We start from the raw sequence: 16,883 nt of genomic DNA on the forward strand, positions 1-16,883 counted from the left end.
CCCGCTGATCATCACGAGCATGCGTGAGCTCTACGCTCGGGATCAGAGCTGCGCTCGCGCGTGGTTTCGACGCTATCACGCGGCGGCGAGCACGGCATTTCCCGATCCGGACGACCTCGTCCCCCTGGAAGAGTACGAGACCTACAGCACCCATCCCGGACCCTGGGAGATCGCCATGCTCTGCTCGGGTGACCAGCTCCTGGGCGGCTGTCACTGGGCCGTGCTCGAGACCGCTTCGGGCAGGCACTTCTATGCCGGGGGACTGGTCTGGGTCGATCGTCGGTTCCGAGGCCGAGGGCTGGCCGCCCACATGATCGACCACGTGCTCGGTGCTGCGATCGCGGGCCATCCAGATCTCCTGGGTGAGCTCAGCACGGTCGCCGATCCCCGGCTGATGACCGATGAGCAGGTGCAGCAGTCCACCATGAACCCGCAGGACCGACTCGAATACTGGGCGCACAAGGGGCTCCTGGCATTCGACGCACCGTACATCGAGCCGTCCCTGAGCCCCGGCCAGGCCGATGTACGCCACTACATGGCCATGATGCGACCCCTGCAAGAGTCCTTTCGCTCGATCTCGCGAGCGCAATACCTGGAGATCCTACGGGCCTATTTCGACTCGTTCGATCCCACCGGTGGCACGGACTCGCGCACGCTGCCTGCATACCGGGAAATCTCGGAGCGAACACCGCCCGAGGTCAGGTTGATCCCGTTCGGCACGCCCCGGGCCCATGTCTAGGGCACGCCCGGTTCGCCCTCGCGGGATCCCATGGAACGAGCGGAGTGACATGATCACACGAGACCACGAGATCACCACCGAGTACCCAGGCTACTCGCGGTTGCGCCAGCACGGTGTTCGTCGCTTCGTACTTGGACCGGATGACATTGCCGAGAGTGCCGCGGTGCTGACGCAAGTGTTCTGCGCCCAGGAGCCGTTGACCCGGACCCTGTCGATCGGGCCGGCCGAATTCGGCCCGGTCGGTCGCATGCTGTGCGAGGTCGCGGCGGAGGCTGGTCTTGGCATCATCGCTCGCGATCGAGGCGGCAACGTCGTTGGGTTTCGCATTAGTGAGCCCTGGCCTTCGACCAAGGGCAGCGAGCCTCCCGAGCGGCTCGCGCCGATCCATGCGTTGCTCGGAGAGCTCGAAGCAGAGTTCGATCGCCTTCATGCCGCTGACAATCGCGCCGTTCATTTCCTGATGATGGGATGTGTGCCCGGGCTGGAGGGCATGGGCTTGGCAAGCACCATGGTGCGGGACACACTGTGGCTCGCCGAGCGGCGCGGCTATGCACGGGTGTTCGCCGAGGCGACCCACGATGGCTCGGCACGGGTACTCGAGCGCCACGGTTTCGAGCCGATGGCCGAGATCGTCTACGACAGCTACGAGCACGCCGGGAGGCGGCCGTTCGTCCACATGCCGGCGCGTGCCTGCAAGCTCCTCGTGAGGTCGTTGGGAGCCGATCCGAGCCAGGGCGAGGGCCGAGTCATTCCCGCCGCACGAGAAGCCGGCCCCGCGAGGATCCGTGGGGGATGACGATGGGAGCAGGCTCGATCACGACCGTCCCGCTCGAGCGAGCGAGGGCCAGCTCCGGTGGGTCGACCCTCGACCACGAATCCGCGGTGGGGGTGTGGGGATCATTTCTCGAGCTGCATCAGCGGGTGCTCGATGAGCACCGGCATGAAATTGCAGACGACTACCTCGAGGGGCTTTCACACCTGTCGCTCACCAGCGCTCGCGTCCCGAGCATCCATGAGCTCCAGTCCAGACTCATGCCGTCCGGTTGGAGCCTCGTGCCCGTCGATGCCTTCCTGTCTCCAAGGGTGTTCTTCGAGCACCTGTCCATGCGGCGCTTTCCCGTGATCATGCACATTCGCACCGAGGAGCAAGTCGGGTACTCGCCGGTCCCCGACTTCATCCACGACGTGCTCGGTCATCTCCCCTTGCTTCACGTCGGGGCCCATGCCCGCTTCGTCACGAGGCTGGCCGAGAGCTACTTGCATGCTCCTCCGTGCGCCGTGGAAGACCAGATCTTCGATGCCCAGGTGCAGGAGAGCGCGCTGGCCGAGCGCGGAGCCAGCGACCGGGCTCTGGAGGACGCCCGCATGCTCGTACGAGCCATCGAGGAGCGCAGCCGCGTGCGTTCGTCCTTGCGCTCCCGTCTTCGCAAGCTCTACCTCTGGACGGTCGAGTTCGGCTTCGTCACCGGAGCAATGGGAGCACCCAAGGTCGTGGGAGCGGGAATCCTGTCCTCGCACGACGAGCTGGTGAGGGCCAAGGAGAGACCGCGGGTGTTGCTCACGAACGAGACAGTGCTCGCCTCCTATGACTTCACCCAAGTACAGCTCCAGTACTTGGTGTTCGAGGGATGGGAGCAGCTCGAGTCTCTGATCCCCGAGCATTGACGACCGTGGCAGAGATCGCGCGATTCTGAGAACTCGGTCGCAGTGAAGCTCATGATAGGAGACCATGTGTCATTTTCACCTGCGTCCCGAAGACCGGTGTGCGAGACTAGCTCGATGTTTCCGACCGACTGCTGGTACGCGATCCTCGACGCGCGCGAGCTCCGACGTGCCAGGCCGCTGTACGCCCGGCGTCTCGGGGTCGAGCTCGCGCTCTGGCGTGACGAGCAGGGCCGGGCGCGCTGCGTGCTCGATCGCTGTCCCCACCGAGGCGCGTCGCTGAGCGCCGGCAAGATCCGCGAGGGCTGCCTCGAGTGTCCCTTTCATGGGTTCGTCTTCGACGGCCGCGGCGCCTGCGTCGAGGTGCCCTGCAACGGCCCCGATGCTCCCCGCGCCCGCCATCTCGACACCCGGGCCTTCGAGATCCGCGAGGCCCAGGGCTTGCTGTGGCTGTGGTGGGGGCAGCCCCGCGAGTCCTACCCGCCGACTCCCTGGTTCGAGGTGCTCGATGGCCGCTACGAATTCGTCTCCTTCGAGCTCGATACCGAGGTCAATTGGATGCGCAACGTCGAAGCGCAGCTCGATTGGGCCCACGTACCGTTCGTGCATCGCAAGTCGTTCGGGGCCACCTTTCCCCGAGTGTTGGACATCCACTCTGCCGTCGAGGGCGACCTGCTGACCACCTGGAGAGGGGACCAGACGGATGGGGAGGGCAAGCCGACCTTCTCGCTGCGCTTGTTGCTGCCTGGCCTCTGGATGATGCCCTACGAACTCGAGAGCGAGCGAGCTTGCGGGCTGATCGCATATGCGCCAGTCGATGATGTGCACACTCGAGTGTACTTTCGCAGCTATGTACAGAAGACGGCGATTCCCGGTCTGGCGCGGCTGATCGGGATGTATCACAACTTCTATAGCCGAAGGATCCTGCGCGAGGATCTCCGCGTCGTGCTCACTCAGCCGCCTGGGCCCACCGCCCACGTGCACGACGAGCGGCTCGTGCCGGCGGATCTTCCGGTTGCACACTTTCGTCGGGAGGTCGCCCGGCGCAGCCAGCCGGGAGTCGAGCTCGGACCTCGTGTCGCGGTGATGAGACGGTCGGGCTGAGCGTGCGGTCGGGTCACCGCCGGTCGACCCGAGATCCAGACTCGGGGAAACGAGCCTGTTCACCCGAACAGCGACGGGAGGGTGTTCACCCGAGCAGCGCCGAGGGCCTCGAGGGTTGGGGAGCGAGCGGGCGAAGCCCAAGGGCGGCGGGGCCGCATTGGGGCGAGTCCCGAGCGGGCTCGAGCCCGAGCGCGAACCGCATCGGGCCCCCAGGGGCACCCGGCGTCCGGTGAGCCGGAGCCCGATGGGGTAGGGCGGATGCTCGATCGGTGCGCTCACGCAGGGCATTCTCCCCGAGGTGGTCGTTCGCTAAGGTCGGGGTCATGAGTGTGGACACCACGATCGAACGCCCGGTCTCCCCCAACCCCTACGACCTGCTCCCATCGCGCCCGTCCTTCACGGTCACCAGCGACGACGTCATCGACGGACGGCCTCTCAAGAGCGACCAGGTCGCCTCCGCGGGCAACCGCTCGCCGCAGCTGTCGTGGTCGGGAGCGCCGGAGGACACCAAGTCCTACGTCGTCACCTGCTTCGACCCCGACGCTCCGACCCCCTGCGGCTTCTGGCACTGGTCCGTGGTCGACATCCCCGCCAGCACCACCTCGCTCGACGTCGGGGCCGGGTCCGCGGGCGGCACCCTCCCCAAGGGCGCCTTCATGCTGCGCAACGACGGCGGCGGCGCGGAGTTCTTGGGCGCGGCTCCGCCCCCCAACGACCAGCCGCACCGCTACTACTTCGTCGTCCACGCGGTGAGCGAGAAGACGCTCGGCATCGACCCCGAGGCCTCCAATGCCTTGATGAGCTTCAACCTCGCCTTCAAGACGCTGGCGCGGGCGATCGTGCACGGCACCTACCAGCACTGACGTGCCACCCGCGGCGCACGCCGTCGGCAGAGCGGTGACGACCCGCGTTGCCGAGCGACTCCTCGTTCTCGGAATTCGATCGAGCTTGGTGCCCCCGACTCCGGGGCCTGCCTCGCCTGCGGGTCACTTGCACGAGACGGTCTTGGTCACCGTGGTGGCCGCCCCTCGTGCGTCATGGGCGACGAGCCGCAGCTCGTGGTCTCGGGTCATCGGCAGCGCGGTGACGTCCGGGTGCACGAGCACGTCGTCGACGTACCAGCGCAGGTGATCGAGGTCGTCGTCAGGGTCCGCCACGCTCGAGGTCAGCGGGAGCATCGTGGGGCATGGGACCGAGGCGGGTGTGGTGATCGCGGCGATCGGCGGCTCGCCGAGCACCGACTGCGTGGTGAGGTCGAAGCGGATCGTCAGCGGGAGTACTTCGTCGCCGCAGGGGATGGGGACGGCCACGTCCATGCCAGCCGCGAACAGGCCGGCGTGGCCCGCGGTGAGCGTGAGGAGCTCCTCGTTGACCCCGCGAACGGTGTACGGGACGCCCTCGACGGTGAGATCGGCCTGCAGCAGCAACGCCCCCGCCGGGAATGCCTTGGTGTAGGAACTCGCGTCGGCGATGCCCATCGCGGGCTGTAGCAGCTGCATGTCGAGGTCGCCGACGGTCAGTGACAGCGGGGAGCCGTCCGGGCACGTGTCGGCGATCGTTGCCTGGTTCGTGCTCGTGAGGAACAGCGAGCCCAGGTAGAACGGGCAGGTGGTGCCGGTCTCCCCGTCGGGGCACATGGAGTAGCCGAGCTCGCCGCTCAGGTTCATCGAGGTGATCGCGTTGGGCGTGATGAACTCGACCCGGCTGGTGCCGTCGTCTCCGCCGAGTTCGAGGAGGTGCTCCTCTCCACGGTGCAAGGGTTGGCGCGCTTCGGTGGTGCGCTTGGCTCTTGCCGCGCAGACTGCCTCGTCGAAGATCTCGCAGCAGCTGTCTTCGAGATCGCATGCGAGCGCCTGGCCCGGGAAGATGCCGTGGCCGTCGGCCCGCGAGTCGGGGATGTGCTGGGTGGGTCCGATGGCCGAGATCGGGCTCGAGGTCGGGATCGCGAAGGCGCCAGGAGCATCGCAGTTCGCATGGATGTCGCGATCGTCCGACCACTCGAGGTTGCATGCCTCGACACAGGCTTGCGTGATGAGGTCGAGTTCTTCGATGGTCGGATGCTTCGGGTCGAGCACCCAGCCCTTCGGTGCGTGGACGACCCAGCCCTCGAAGGCATCGCCGGGAGGCCCGTGGACGGTGGGCACCGCGACGGGAGAGATGGAGGTCGAGCCGCAGCTCCCTTTGTCGTCGGGCTCCGCCAGGCACGACTTCTCGACGGGAGCGAGCCCGGCCGTCGCGGGACAGTTCCACGCCGTGTCCTGGTAGCCGGGCGCAACGAGACCCATGCTCGAGGGATCCCGGGTGAATTCGATCGTGTCGACGAGTACGTGCTGCGCCTGATCCGACGAGAACCGCAGCCGGATGGCACCGAGACCCTCGATGGCGATCGGCGCGAAGCGGGTCAACGGAATGCGGATCGTCTGCATGAAGTGGTGCGCACGACAGTTGATGTTTCCCTGGTAGCTCGTCAGCTCGTCGTGCGGTTCGAGGATCGGCTCGGTGATCACGGTGCTCGCCTGTGCCACGCCGCTCTGGTCCACGAGATCGATCGCGAACGAGAGCGCCGCATGTTCGGACTTGCACTCCTCCGGGTCGAGGTTCTCGTAGATCCGGCCCGCTCGCAGGCTCAGGTGCGTGAAGCCGCCGATTCCCGCAAGCGGTGCGCCGTCGTCCTCGAGCGACCACTCGACCACCAGCTCGTCCATGGGATTGCCGCCATAGTCGACGCGAAGGGCCGCGGTGTCGTGCGAGAAGTAGCTGCTGTCCGAGAGGTCGTCGTAGAGCGCCGCGCCGAAGTTGGTGCAGGCGTTGCCCCCCGAGCCGGACACGGTCACCGCTCCGCCCAAGGTGGAGGCTCCCAGGTTGGGGCCGCACCCGAAGATCGGGCGGTGGAGGTTGTCGATCATGAACCGGTCCGCGCCGGGCGGCGCGTGGCCTTGCGTATAGTCGATGAACGTCAGAGGTCGCTGCTGCACGACGTCGTGGAAGTCGACGAGGTGGCCCTGCCAGTCGACGCCCGTCAGCGCGCAGTGGAAGCCATCCGCAGGGTTGCCGCCCTCGGGCGGGAGCGCGGCGGAGCGGAGGATCTCCTCCCGCGCGGTGGCGTCCTGGAAGATCGTCCATGCCGCGAACCGCCCCACGAAGAACGGGCCGAGGACGTCGCCGATCGCCCGTCCATAGTGCGAGCCGACTGTCCTGACCACACCACCCCAGTCGGTGTGGGTGACGCCGAACACATTGGCCAACACGGCGTCGTTCTCCGCTGCGGCCGCGGGATCCCGGGGCTCGGTGAACGCATCGTCGGAGAGACGATTGTCATACGCGGCGACCTGATCGCCGAGCGTGTCGTCGTCGATCGACCCGAGCAGCCCGAGGAACGGCGGGGAGCTCACGTCGGTGATGGGCCCGACGTCGGTGGGGTCTCCGGCGCCAACCATGGTGCCGTCGCCATAGCGCTGCGCGATCGCAGCGTGGCTGCACAGCTCGTACTCACCGATCGTCGTCGACAGCGACGTGGCGTAGGATTCGAACGACGCGGGCAGCAAGTACGCCCCCGAGCCGCTGCGGCTGTGGCCGACCACGAACGTGCTGTGAGCGAGCCGAGGCGGATCGTGGACGACGCCCGACCAGGGACTGGTCGCACTGGGATCCCTTGCCCAATGCATTGCACACGCCAATGCCTTCTCGCGCTTCTCCGAGCTCCAGTTCGAGTTCGGAGGAGGCTGGACGCTGAACACCACCATGCCCCGGCGAGCCAGATCCTCGGCCAGAACGTCATAGAAATGCTGACCGGGAGACAGCGGCGGCATGGCCTCCGGAAACACGGAATTCAAGCCATTCCCGGGCCCCAGGAACGCACTGGGGAACCCGACGTCGCTCGGGGGCCACGTGTCGGGCGGGTTGTCGTGGGTGTTCTGCGGGTTGCACTCATCGGGCGGGGCGCCGACCAGCGGCGCGGGGTGATGGACGACGATCTCGAAGTTATCGGTGTCGTTGTCACCGTTGAGCTTCGGCCCAAAACCACTTTGCCACAGGATGCCTTCTGGTCCGCAGTCTTCTTCGACAACGACTTCGTATCGAGTCTCCTCGAAATGAGCGTCATAGACGTCGTACATTCCGGCCATTTGGCACGGTGCCTCTACCTGTGGAAATCCGCCTGTTTCATCAACTCCCGCAGTATCGTCCGGTGAGCCGGCATCCTCCAAACCGCTCGTAGGACCACCGTCGGCCACCGAGGTCGAGTGGTTGCCCGGTGCACCCGGATCGCCACCACCACAAGCAAACACCATCCCGAGCGCGACCGCCAGGAGGAACCGGGTACTTTCTCCGTTGCTCGTGCTGTGCTTCTTCATGTTTCGTCTCGCCCCAGGCACGTCACCACGTCCACGCGCATTGCCACGATGCAAGCGCGTCCCCGTCCCCCCAGGCTGTCTATGATCTATGGCGCGGAGAGCAAGGCGATCCCATCTCGAGGCTTCGCATCGCTCTTGTCGTCCTTGAAGATCACGTCTTCGAGACCATCACCGTTGAAGTCACCCACCGCAATCGTGCTCGCACCGGTCAACGTCTCGTCGTCGTCCAACTGACTGATTCGAGCCGGGTCCGGCTCGGGTGCGAGTGGAGCGACGACATACTTGCCATCGACCCTCACGAGCATGTCCGGCCGGCCGTCTCCGTCGAATTCTGCGATCGTTCGGAGATTGTAGGCGTCCCTCCCCACGGCGTCGGTATGGTGCACCATCGGTTCCTCGAACGTGCCGTCACCGTTCCCACGGATGAACGCGACGCCGGCGGAGATGCTGAAGATCAGATCGAGGTTCCCGTCGTCGTCGAAGTCGACCCGGTACATGCCAATGGCGTGCGTCCCTCCGGCCGGGAACGAGCCCACGTACTCGACCGTCTGCAGGCTCGGCCGCGTCAGGAACACGTAGAAGCGCCACCACTGAGGGTCGTAGTCCGCAACGTACGGGTCGCAGACGTCTCCGAATTCTCGAACCACGAAGTCATCCACACCGTCCCCGTCGAAGTCACCGAAGAGCGACTCCCCGAAGCTCTGGCACCCGGAGAGTTCGATGGGTCCCTCAATTCCTTGCCAACCATCGCCCTCCCGCTCGAAGATCCACCCTCCGCGGACCTCCCCGGGCATCCATATCGTCGCCACGATCTTCTCGAGCTCGCCGTCTCCGTCGCCATCGATCGGCACGGGCAGCCCGCTGGCCAGCCAGTCGTCATCTCCGTACCACGTGTTCGCGAGGTGCGTGACCGGGGCGAGCGTGCCGCCGAGGTTCTCGTGGTACGAGACAATCCCCGGGCCGTACTGGAAGAGGACGTCCGGGTCGCCATCGCCATCGAGATCCCGATCGGCGCTGGCCACCCCGAAACTGCCAACCCCCGGCTCGGTCTGCCAGCGCTTCACGAATCGCCCGTCCTCGTACGCGATCAGCATCATGTCTGCGAACGGGTCATCGATCGGCTTGGCGAGCGCGAGCAGCTCGTCACGACCGTCTTGATCGAGGTCGGTCGTCAAGATCTTGGAGGCCGACAGCACCCCGATGTCGAGATCGGCCCATACGACGCGCTGCTTGGCGTAGCAGAGCTGCGAAGGATCGACGATTCCATCCCCGCACCCCTCGGGCAGCGGCTCACCGACGTCCGGTGGCACATCCTCGCTGTCACTCATCGAGGTCGAGCTCGGCGAGGGCGGTGGCAGCACCGAGGAGCCGAGCGCGACCTCGTCATCGGCCCCGCAGGCGCTCGTGCCGAGCGCCGATACCAACGCCGCGAGCGCCACCTCGCTGCGCGTCGGCTTCCTGCGGCTGCCCGTCGCCTCCATGGAGCCCATTGTTGCCCACCCCCCAGGGGTGGCAACCAACGCAATTCGGAAATTTCGCAGATGACGCTCGGCCGGTCGTGGTCGAGGGGTGGTGAGGGAGGTGCTGGCGCTACGACCCTGCCTCGAAGCTGCGTACGTCGAAGGTCGTTCCCGATGGACGGCAACGAGCAGGTCCATTCGGTCTCGAGGCCGTGCTCGAGTCGTGATATCGAAGGACTCATGCGCATCCCGATGGTCCTGGTCCTCGTATCACTGGCGCTTGGCAGCACCGTGGCCGCGGCCGAGCCGCTGCCCGAGGGCGACCAGGGGATCGCCGCCGGCTACCCCGGCGACGCGGGCATCGACCAAGACCCCGCCGTGATCTTCGCCGACGACTTCGAGGGCTACACCATCGCCGACGATCTATGGGACCGCTGGGACAACGTCTATCAGCTCGACCAGATCCGCTTTGCCACCGAGCCGGACCTCGTCTTCGCCGGCAACCAGGCCCTGGAATTCACCGTGCCCGAGCAGGACGCCGAGCTCAGCAACGCGACCGACAAGCAAGTCTCGCCCGAGCTCGACGTGCTGTTCTTGCGCTACTACTCGAAGTACCAGCCTCCGTTCGACGTGGTCGGCAGCAGCCACAACGGCGCGATGATCTCCGCGCACTACTTCATGGACGGCCAGGCCACCCCTGGAGTCCCGGCCGACGGCACCAACAAGTTCCTGGCCGGGCTCGAGACCTGGCGCGGGGAGCCCGAGACGGCGTCGCCGGGGCAGCTCAACATCTACATCTATCACCCCGAGCAGCGCAGCCAGTGGGGCGACCACTTCTTTCCCACCGGCGTGGTGCTGCCCAATTCGAGCGAGCCCTTCGACTTCGGTCCGGAGTTCATGAGCCGCCCCGACATCATCCCGCAGCTCGATCGCTGGTACTGCTGGGAGTACATGGTGCAGGCCAACACGCCCGGAGAGCGCGACGGCCGGATTGCGATCTGGCTCGATGGTGAGCTCGTGGCCGATTTCGGCAACCTTCGCCTGCGCGACGTTCCCGAGCTCACCATCGATCACTTCGGGCTCGCGTTCCACATCGGCAGCAACCCCAACGGCGAGACCAAGAAGTGGTACGACAACGTGGTCGCCGCGACCTCGTACATCGGGCCGCTGTACGTGCCCGGTGGTGGTGACGAGACCGGCGGCACGGGTGCGGCAGACGAGACCGGGGGCATGGGCGAGGGCGGCGAGGGCACGGCGACCGCGGCCACCGGCGTGGGTCCTGGGGCCGACTCGGGCCCCGACGCCGAGTCCGGCGGCACCGATGGCGGCGGAGCACAGAGCGAGGATGGCGGCGGGTGCGGGTGCACGAGCGGGCCCCACCGTCACGGGAGATGGATGGCGCTGCTCGTCGTGATCGCGGGCCTCGCTCGCCGCCGGAGCCGGCCGCTCGTCTCCGGCGACGGTCGAGCACCCGGAGCGATCCCCTTGATCAGCAACCCCCCCGCAAACGCCACCTCCACCCGCCCATGACCGGCGTCCCCCGTCCCATGACCACCTCCACCCGCCCATGACCGGGGGTCGCCCTTCCCATGACCCCCTCCACCCGCCCATGACCGGGGGTCCCCCGTCCCATGACCACCTCCACCCGCCCATGACCGGATGGACGACCCGCCCCTGGTCATGGGCCCGAGTGGAAATCCTTCGAGAGCCCCCAACGTCCTGCGCTTCTTGCGCCAAATCGGCAAACGTTTGCCGATTTCACCCCCACCCTCTTCGGACCCCACCATCCAGTTCCACGCTCGAGCACGGACAGTGGCTGTCGTGGATGCGCACGATCACCAACGCCATGCGCCGGATCGAGACCCGCTCGCATCGCCGCACGACCGCGCGAACCCTCCGGCAAATTCGAACACGTGTTCGAATTCCGACGAGCGCGGTGACCCCACCCCACCCGCCCCACCGCTATGATCCCCCCATGACTTCCATTCACATTCGAACTTGGCTGGCACTCGGAGCCTGCATGGCGTGGCTCTCGGGATGCCCCGGCGACGACTCCAGCGTTGGTGCCAGTGCCACCGAGACCGAGACCGGCACCGGCACGACCGGCACCGGCAGCACCGAGACCTCCACGACCAATCCAACCACGACCGCGCCGACGAGCGTGGGCACCATGGACGGCACCGGTAGCAGCGACACCACCGCGGCCTCGCTCGACACGGGCTCGACCGGCGACAGCAGCTCCGGGGACACGACCGGTGATCCCGGAACCTGCCCCGGCACGCAGTCAGGCTGCGTGGTGGACTGGGACAGTTCGGCCAGGGGGGCAGCACCGATGGCATCGGTCAGGCGGCACGCTTCGACAACATCGCCGGCATCACCTCGGTCGACGACTTCGTCTACGTCGGCGCCAACCATGCGATCCGTCGGATCGACGTGGACACGGCCGAGGTCACCACGTGGGCAGGCCAGAGCGGCGCCAACGGCCACATGGATGGCATGGGCACCGGCGCGCGCTTCTCCAATCCCTCCGGGCTCGCCACCGATGGCGCGGTGATCTGGGTGGCCGATGCCGGCAATGCCGTCATCCGGGAGATCGACGTGACCACGGCCCAGGTCACGACCATCGCCGGTCAGGTGGGCAACGCGGGCAACAACGACGGCATGGGCGGCGCCACCCTCGATGCCATGCGCGACCTGGCGTGGGACGGCTCGTTCCTCTACCTGGTGCAGGGCAACGGCGTGGTCCGACGGATCGACCCGGGCAGCGGGGCGGTGGTGACGGTGGCCGGGCAGCCCAACACCAACGGCTTCATGGACGGCCAGGGCGGCGCCGTGCGCTTCGACGTCCCGCGCCACATCGAGGCGACGGGCCCCGGGGAGCTCTACATCGCCGACACCGAGAACCACCGCGTGCGGCTGATGCTGGTCAACGGCATGGTGGGCGACGTGAGCAGCCCCTACGGCATGATGGCGGGCCACCAGGACGGCAACGGCAACGCGGCGCTGTTCCGACGCCACCGCGGGCTCGCCCACGATGGCGCGGGGCACCTGGCCGTCTCCGACTCGGACAACTTCGTCATCCGCGAGATCGACCTCGGCACCGACGAGGTGACCACCATCGCAGGCATGGCGGGCAACGCCAACCACGTGGAGGGCGTGGGGGTGGGCGCGGGCTTCGACAAGCCGCTGGACATGCACTACGACGCCACGACCGGTGACCTGTTCATCAGCGAGGGCAACGTGCTACGGCGGATGTACTACCAGTAGCGGCTCGCCCGCAGACGGTCGCGACGACCCGCGGCCGGGCCCGTGCTAGCCTGCGCGCCGTGCTCCCGCACCTGCTCGAGCTGCTCCCGGCGGAGCTCGTCGCCCACGCCAACGCCCACGGCGTGGCGCTGCGGCTCGACGAGGCGCGGCGGATCCTGGTCGATGCCCACGCGCCCCCGGGGCAGCAGCGGCGACGCAAGCCGGTGGCCAGGGCCAAGCAAGCCGCGGTGGCCGAGCTGACGCGCCACGACTCGCTGGAGGTGCTCGAGCGCGCCACGGATCCGAGCGATGGCTTCGTCAAGTACCTGCTGCGCGGCCGCGATGGCGACGTGTTCGAAGCGGTGCGGATCCCCCTGCACGCCCCGGGCCGCTTCAGCGTGTGCCTGTCGTCGCAGGCGGGCTGCGCCATGCGGTGCGCGTTCTGTGCCACGGGACGGCTGGGCCTGCGCCGCCACCTCGACGCGTGGGAGATGGTGGCCACGCTCGAGCTGCTGCGCAACGAGGCCCCCGGTCGCGTGACGGGGGCGGTGTTCCAGGGGCAGGGCGAGCCGCTGCACAACTACGACGCGGTGATGAAGGCGGCGCGGGTGCTGTGCGATCCGTGCGGAGCCCACGTCGCAGCCAAGGCCATCACCGTCTCCACGGTGGGGCTGGTGCCGCAGATCCGGCGCTTCACGGCGGAGCGACAGCCCTACCGCTTGATCGCCTCGATCACCACCACCCAGCCCGATCGACGCACGCACCTGCTGCCGGTGGCCTCGCGCTTGCCCTTCGACGAGCTGGTGGCGGCCCTGCGCGAGCACGCCGAAGCCACCGGCAAGCTGCTGACCATCGCGTGGGTGATGATGGCCGGGGTCAACACCGACCCCGCGGAGATCGAGGGCCTGCGGCGCGCCTTCGCCGGGGTGCCGTTCGTGCTGAACCTCATCGACGTCAACGATGCGCGACCCGACGGATTCGCCCGCGCGGGCGAGGCCGAGCGCACGGCGTTCATCGATGGGCTGAGCGCGGCCGGGATCCCGTTCCGGCGGCGCTACTCGGGCGGCGCGGCCCGGCATGCGGCCTGCGGCATGCTCGCGGGTCACCGCGCAGCATCGTGAGCCTGGTCGCATGCTCGAGCGCCCGTGGGGCTGCAACCGCGTCGCTTCGTGCTCGTCACGCCGGCGGGCCCAGCCTACCCTCGTGGCCGGACGACACCGCATGCGATCCAGACTACCCATCCTTCTTTGCTCGCTGCTCCCCACCCTCACCGCGTGTCCCGGAGGCGGCGAGGTGGTCGACGGCAGCGGCAGCGAGTCCGAGGGCACCGAGACCTCGGGCCCGAGCACCATGACGGTGGGCGCGACCGAGACGGTGAGCGCGACCGAGACGGCGACCGAGACGGCCACGGCGACCGAGACGGCCACGGACTCGGCCGACACCACGGCGGGTGACACCGAGCCCGACGCGATCTGCGGCAACGGAGAGCTCGAGCCCGGCGAGCAGTGCGACGACGGCAACACCGAGCCGGGCGACGGCTGCGACGAGAACTGTGGCGCGGAGAACATCCCCCCCAGCTGCGGCGACGGGGTGACCGATCCCGGCGAGGACTGCGACGACGGCAACAACGACCCCGGCGATGGGTGCAGCCCCATCTGCGAGCTCGAGATGCCCGAGGCCTGCGGCAACGGGATGCTCGACCCCGGCGAGCAGTGCGACGACGGCAACACCAACGCCGGCGACGGGTGCAGCCCCACGTGCCAGGACGAGATCGCGGTGACGTGCGGCGACGGGGTGCTCGACCCCGGTGAGGACTGCGACGACGGCAACGCGGCCAACGACGACGGCTGCCTGTCCAACTGCGTGCAGGCGTCGTGCGGCGACGGCAACGTGTGGGTGGGCCACGAGACCTGCGACGACGGCAACGTGGCCGACGGCGACGGGTGCTCGGCCGCGTGCGTGTCGGAGCTGTGCGGCAACGGGGTGATCGACGGGGCCGAGCAGTGCGACGACGGCGGGGCCAACGGCACGCCGGGCAACGACTGCTTCACCACGTGCCTGCTCATCGACGTGGGCTTCGATCCGCCGCTGGTGTTCGACCTCGACACCCAGACCCGCGGCGACGGCCCGCGGGGGATCGAGACCGGCGACTTCAACGGCGACGGACGCCCCGACCTGGCCACCGTCAACCAGAACTCGGCCGACGTGACCGTGCTCTACGGCTTCGGCGACGGGCGCATGTGGGCCCCGCACCTGCGCACCACCGGCTCGGCGCCCCACGACGTGGAGCTGGCCGACCTGAACGGCGACGGGCGCCTGGACGCGATCGTGGCCAACGAGAGCAGCGACACGGTCTCGGTGTTCCTGGGCGGCGGCGTGGCGCTGCAGCCGGGCACCGACTACTCCGTGCAGTACATGGGGGTCGGCTTCGACCCGCGCGGGCTGGCCGTGGCCGACGTCGACGGCGACGGCGATCTCGACGTGGTCACCGCCAACCAGGACAGCAACACGGTGACGATCCTCGATGGCGACGGGGCGGGAGGGCTGGCGGCCGCCGCTTCGCTGCCGACGTTCGTGGGGGTCACGGGCATGGGACCCATCGACGTGAAGGTGGCCGACGTCACCGGCGATGGCGAGCTCGACATCGTGACCTGCAACCCCAGCACCGACGACGTGACGCTGCTCCCCGGCCTGGGCATGGGCAACTTCGGCGCGGCGCAGACGTTCACCACCCGCATCGGGGCCGGGGGCGACGACCCCGAGGCGCTCGCGCTGGCCGACGTCACCGGCGACGGGGTCCCCGACGTGATCACGGCCAACCCGACCTCCGACGACATCGTCGTGCTGGTCGCGGCCGGTGGCATCCTCCAGGCGCCGGTTCGGTTCTTCACGCTCTCGGGCGCCAACGGCGATGGCCCGCAGGGCCTGGCGGTGGGCGACGTGACCGGCGACGGCGAGCCCGACGTGGTCACGGCCGACTTCAACACCGACGACGTCACCTTGCTGGTCGGCGTGGGCGGCGGGGCGACCTTCATGCCCGCGCAGGTGTTCCCGGTGGACGTGGCCAGCCCGCTGGGCCAGGCCGGCGACGGCCCCCGCGGCATCGCCCTGATGGACATGGACGGCGACGGCGATCTCGACGTGGTCACCTCCAACACGATCTCGGACGACGTCACCGTGCTGCTCAACAACGGCGCGGGAGGCCTGTCGGCGCCCGCGGTGTACGAGTCACGCAACGGCTACGACGGCGAGGATCCGCGCGCGCTGGCGCTGGGCGACGTCAACGACGACGGGATCCCCGACGTGGTGGTCGCCAACCAGGACACGGCCGACGTGACGGTGGTGCCCGGGCTGGGGGCGGGCCTGCTGGCCCCGGCCCAGACCACGGCGCTGGCCGCCGCCTCGAGCCCGCGCGGCATCGCGCTGGGCGACGTGACCGGCGACGGCGAGCTCGACTGGGTGGCGACGCTGTTCTCCCTCGACCAGGTCACCCGCGCGACCCTGGGGCCCTCGGGTCAGTTCTTCCCCACCACCTACTTCTCGGACGACGGCGTCGAGGGCATCGCGCTCGGCGACATCGATGGTGATGGCGATCTCGACCTGATGGTCGCGGCCTACAACGACCACGAGGTCTCCCGCATGCTCAACAGCGGCACGGGGGCCTACGCCTCGCTGTCCCCCTACGCCGGGACCTCCTTGCCCTACGAGGTCGAGCTGTTCGACGTGACCGGCGATGGTCTGCTCGACGCGGTGAGCGCCAGCAGCAGCGGCGACACGATCCGCATCTACCCCGGCAACGGCGCGGGCAGCTTCGCGGGCTCGACCGGCTACACCACCGCCCAGAGCACCTCGGGGCAGTTCCCGATCTTCATGGCGGTGGCCGACGTGACCGGCGACGGTCTGCTCGACGTGATGACGGCCAACGCCGACTCCAACGACGTGTCGCTGATGACCAACGCCGGCGGCGGGATCTACATGCCGCCGATCATCATCCCGGTGACCTTCGCCCCGGGTGACGCCGACACCTATGCGGTGCGCGTGGGCGACTTCGACGGGGACGGCGAGCTCGACCTGGCCACCGCCAATCGCAACCGCGACACGGTGAGCATCGTGTTCGGCTTCGGCGGCGGCAGCTTCTCGGCCCCGCAGGAGTTCGACGTGGGCGCGCAGCCCAGCCAGATCGCGGTGGCCGACTTCAACGACGACGGCTACGACGACGTGGCCTCGGTGGACTTCGGGGACGACACGGTCACCGTGCTGCTGAGCCAGGGGCACTGAGGAGCGCGTCTTGCCTGCGCAGGCCACCGCTGCGCAGGCCAC

Annotated in this window: 12 protein-coding genes; 9 read left to right on the top strand and 3 right to left on the bottom strand. The window is 68.3% G+C overall.

Annotated features, from left to right (window positions below; translation table 11 throughout):
• Positions 1-19: 19 nt before the first annotated feature.
• The 5 genes from OEB96_RS30545 to OEB96_RS30565 all read left to right on the top strand — a co-directional run bounded on the left by OEB96_RS30545 (position 20) and on the right by OEB96_RS30565 (position 4,368).
• The gene (locus OEB96_RS30545; RefSeq protein WP_266220324.1) at positions 20-739 is read left to right on the top strand and encodes a GNAT family N-acetyltransferase; all 720 of its coding nucleotides are present in this window, start codon (positions 20-22) and stop codon (positions 737-739) included.
• A gap of 49 nt (positions 740-788) precedes the next feature.
• Positions 789-1,535, top strand: a complete 747-nt coding sequence (locus tag OEB96_RS30550; RefSeq protein ID WP_266220325.1) for a hypothetical protein — start codon at positions 789-791, stop codon at positions 1,533-1,535.
• A 2-nt stretch (positions 1,536-1,537) separates the two neighbouring features.
• On the top strand, positions 1,538-2,404 hold the full coding sequence (locus tag OEB96_RS30555) for a hypothetical protein (protein WP_266220481.1): 867 nt from the start codon (positions 1,538-1,540) through the stop codon (positions 2,402-2,404).
• 114 nt (positions 2,405-2,518) lie between these two features.
• Positions 2,519-3,505, top strand: a complete 987-nt coding sequence (locus OEB96_RS30560; protein ID WP_266220326.1) for an aromatic ring-hydroxylating oxygenase subunit alpha — start codon at positions 2,519-2,521, stop codon at positions 3,503-3,505.
• A gap of 323 nt (positions 3,506-3,828) precedes the next feature.
• Entirely contained in the window at positions 3,829-4,368 is a 540-nt protein-coding gene (locus OEB96_RS30565; protein ID WP_266220327.1) for a YbhB/YbcL family Raf kinase inhibitor-like protein, read from the top strand.
• A gap of 123 nt (positions 4,369-4,491) precedes the next feature.
• Here OEB96_RS30565 and OEB96_RS30570 read toward each other — a convergent pair whose 3' ends face one another.
• Both OEB96_RS30570 and OEB96_RS30575 read right to left on the bottom strand, forming a co-directional pair.
• On the bottom strand, positions 4,492-7,629 hold the full coding sequence (locus tag OEB96_RS30570) for a hypothetical protein (RefSeq protein WP_266220328.1): 3,138 nt from the start codon (positions 7,627-7,629) through the stop codon (positions 4,492-4,494).
• A gap of 314 nt (positions 7,630-7,943) precedes the next feature.
• On the bottom strand, positions 7,944-9,338 hold the full coding sequence (locus tag OEB96_RS30575) for an FG-GAP repeat domain-containing protein (protein WP_266220329.1): 1,395 nt from the start codon (positions 9,336-9,338) through the stop codon (positions 7,944-7,946).
• Between the two features lie 219 nt (positions 9,339-9,557).
• Here OEB96_RS30575 and OEB96_RS30580 point away from each other — a divergent pair, with 219 nt between their 5' ends.
• A complete protein-coding gene (locus OEB96_RS30580; RefSeq protein WP_266220330.1) occupies positions 9,558-10,847 on the top strand; it encodes a hypothetical protein in 1,290 nt (429 codons plus the stop codon).
• Between the two features lie 456 nt (positions 10,848-11,303).
• Here OEB96_RS30580 and OEB96_RS30585 read toward each other — a convergent pair whose 3' ends face one another.
• Entirely contained in the window at positions 11,304-11,732 is a 429-nt protein-coding gene (locus tag OEB96_RS30585; protein WP_266220331.1) for a hypothetical protein, read from the bottom strand.
• Between the two features lie 18 nt (positions 11,733-11,750).
• On the opposite strand from OEB96_RS30585, the gene OEB96_RS30590 reads away from it, so the two are divergent.
• The 3 genes from OEB96_RS30590 to OEB96_RS30600 all read left to right on the top strand — a co-directional run bounded on the left by OEB96_RS30590 (position 11,751) and on the right by OEB96_RS30600 (position 16,841).
• Positions 11,751-12,584, top strand: a complete 834-nt coding sequence (locus OEB96_RS30590) for an NHL repeat-containing protein (RefSeq protein ID WP_266220332.1) — start codon at positions 11,751-11,753, stop codon at positions 12,582-12,584.
• A 59-nt stretch (positions 12,585-12,643) separates the two neighbouring features.
• On the top strand, positions 12,644-13,684 hold the full coding sequence (locus OEB96_RS30595) for a radical SAM protein (RefSeq protein WP_266220333.1): 1,041 nt from the start codon (positions 12,644-12,646) through the stop codon (positions 13,682-13,684).
• A 100-nt stretch (positions 13,685-13,784) separates the two neighbouring features.
• Entirely contained in the window at positions 13,785-16,841 is a 3,057-nt protein-coding gene (locus OEB96_RS30600; RefSeq protein WP_266220334.1) for an FG-GAP-like repeat-containing protein, read from the top strand.
• Positions 16,842-16,883: the final 42 nt, after the last annotated feature.

The sequence above is a fragment of the Paraliomyxa miuraensis genome (assembly GCF_026337845.1).
Lineage (GTDB): Bacteria > Myxococcota_A > Polyangia > Nannocystales > Nannocystaceae > Paraliomyxa > Paraliomyxa miuraensis.